Raw genomic sequence first — 2,471 nt, 5'->3', positions numbered from 1 at the left:
GGATAAAACCCTTCGTTAGTCACAATTACTGACTGCATTCGCTCAGGATTATCAAACTTGGTGCCTTGTAAATATGTCTCTTCTAGAGAGTGCACTTGTAGAGACAATAAGAATGTCAGAAATATCGATAGATTTTTAATAACCTACTCCTTTGATAAGTTATCGGCGGAGTAGGTACATTACTTTAGTGTATAAATCAGGTATACCTAACTATTTGATTTAATGAGAGAATCGATTGTGGATTTAACTCTCTCATCCGTTGCCTCTACATCAGGAAAGTATCTAGCTACGATTTTCCCATCAGCAGAAACTAAAAATTTCTCAAAGTTCCATTTGATATCTTTATCGCTTCCAGTGATCAGACCCTTCTCAGTGAGTAGTCCTTCAAATTGTCCCTCTTCATTCTTAGTGTAATTTACTTCTGCACTAGTTAACTCTTTATAGAGTTCATGCTGTCCCTCACCTTTTACAATAATCTTTGAATTGACCGGAAAAGTTACATTATAAGTTAAAGAACAAAAGCTTTGAATTTCTTCATCACTTCCAGGTTCTTGACCTAAGAATTCATTTGCAGGAAAACCTAAAATCTCTAGACCTTGTTCTTTGTACTCATTGTATAGTTTTTGAAGACCTTCATACTGAGGTGTTAATCCGCACTTTGAAGCGACATTTACTATAAGAAATGCCTTTGCATCAAAGTCCTTTAAACTTACATCTTCGCTTTTATTATTTTTAAATTTTATGTCTAATAAGTTACTCATACTATCTCCTTTTAATAAGCTTGTTCTAAAATATTTTTAACATCATTTAGACCTAAATCTCCTGTTTCAGAGAGTGCAGTTAGCCCCATCTTCTCCATGTTTCCAACAACAGTGTTTAGCTCGTCTTGTTTTATATTGTAGTGAGATAGTTTTGTTACAATTCCTAGGCTATTGAAAAACTCTTCCGTTTTTTGAATCACAAGGTCAATCTTCTCATCATCTGAACCTTCATTTATTCCCCAAACTCTACTTGCATATTGAAGAAGTTTCTCTTTCTTTTGAACTCTTCTATCTCTTAGCATTGAAGGGAAAACGATTGCTAATGTACGCCCATGAGCTATTCCAAACATAGAAGTTAACTCGTGACCTATCATATGAGTTGCCCAGTCTTGAGGGACACCAACACCTATAATTCCATTTAATGCCATCGTAGCGGACCAAATAAAGTTCTCTCTGGCCTCTACATTTGAATAATCACTATAAGTAGTTGGCCCATCTTCTATTAGAGTTTGAAGAATTCCTTCTGCAAAACGATCTTGTATCTTAGCGCTTGAAGGATATGTTAAGTACTGCTCCATCACATGAATAAAAGCATCTGCCACACCGTTAGCAATTTGCTCTTTAGGAAGAGTTTGCGTCAGTTCAGAATCAAGAAATGAAAATTTCGGATATGTTAGAGGAGACATCACAGGATACTTTTGATTTTTAAATGTAATTACTGCGCCTGCGTTCATTTCAGAACCAGTGGCCGGAAGAGTTGCAATGCAACCAAGTGGAAGTGCCTCTTCCTGGGGTGCAGGTGTGAAACCGTTAAAAAGCAACCCTTCATATTTGTCTTCTGGAAGCTTAGACGCCAGAGCAATGAACTTAGTTCCATCCATTACAGATCCACCACCAATTGCGAGTAGAAACGTAACCCCTTCAGACTTCACTACTTCAGTGGCCTTTATAAGAGTTTCATATTTTGGATTGGCCTCTATTCCGCCAAACTCAATGACCTTTCTATCTTTAAGTGCAGTAAGAGCTCTATCTACAGTCCCGTACTTCTTAGCACTTTGCCCGCCATAAGTTAGTAGTACCTTTGCATCTTTAGGTACGAGAGAATCTAACTCTTCGAACCTATCTCTACCAAATACAATTTGTGTTGGATTAAAGAAATTAAACTTATTCATATGATTCTCCTATTTAGTTTGTATACAAAGTATAGTCGAATATCTCTCACCTTGCAAATACTTTGCACACAAAGTATAATAAATTAAGGAGAAAGCGTGAATTACGATAACTTAAAGCTTAAAAATCAAATTTGTCATAGAATATATACGGCCTCTAACGCCATGACGCGTGTCTATAGACCTATGTTGAAAGAGCTAGATGTTACCTATCCGCAGTACCTTGTGCTCATGGCCCTTTGGGATGAAGACAATATCTCTATTCAAAAGCTAATAGAATTGACTTCAATTGACGGTGGATCGTTGAGTTTGATGCTAACCAAGCTAGAAAAAAAGAAGATTATTAAAATCACAAAAGATAGTACTGACAAGCGAAAGCGTATAATTTCACTTACAAGCCACGGTGAAATACTTAAAGATAAAGCAGTTTCAGTCCCTGAAAAAATGTGGTCATGCTTAGAGTCATTAGAATATGAGGATGCACTTGAGCTTATTGCACTATTAGATAAGATGAATTGTGACCTTAATAAACAAAAGTAAG

Annotated in this window: 3 protein-coding genes; 1 reads left to right on the top strand and 2 read right to left on the bottom strand. The window is 36.4% G+C overall.

Translation table 11 applies throughout. The annotated features are described in order from the left end of the window. Nucleotides 1-206: 206 nt before the first annotated feature. Together ABX784_RS16880 and ABX784_RS16875 are read right to left on the bottom strand one after the other, a co-directional pair. The gene (locus tag ABX784_RS16880; RefSeq protein ID WP_372656234.1) at nucleotides 207-761 is read right to left on the bottom strand and encodes a glutathione peroxidase; all 555 of its coding nucleotides are present in this window, start codon (nucleotides 759-761) and stop codon (nucleotides 207-209) included. 11 nt (nucleotides 762-772) lie between these two features. After that, nucleotides 773-1,933 (bottom strand): iron-containing alcohol dehydrogenase, encoded by a 1,161-nt coding sequence (locus ABX784_RS16875; protein ID WP_372656233.1) that lies wholly within the window; start codon nucleotides 1,931-1,933, stop codon nucleotides 773-775. Nucleotides 1,934-2,029: 96 nt separating this feature from the next. On the opposite strand from ABX784_RS16875, the gene ABX784_RS16870 reads away from it, so the two are divergent. Next, nucleotides 2,030-2,470 carry a MarR family winged helix-turn-helix transcriptional regulator gene (locus tag ABX784_RS16870; protein ID WP_372656232.1) on the top strand — a complete coding sequence of 147 codons (441 nt, stop codon included), beginning with the start codon at nucleotides 2,030-2,032 and terminating at the stop codon, nucleotides 2,468-2,470. The last annotated feature ends 1 nt before the right edge of the window (nucleotide 2,471 follow it).

This window comes from Halobacteriovorax sp., assembly GCF_041587335.1.
In the GTDB taxonomy this organism is placed as follows: Bacteria; Bdellovibrionota; Bacteriovoracia; order Bacteriovoracales; family Bacteriovoracaceae; genus Halobacteriovorax.
Note: the sequence above shows the minus strand (reverse complement) of the source record. Positions and strands in the feature narration are given on the sequence as shown.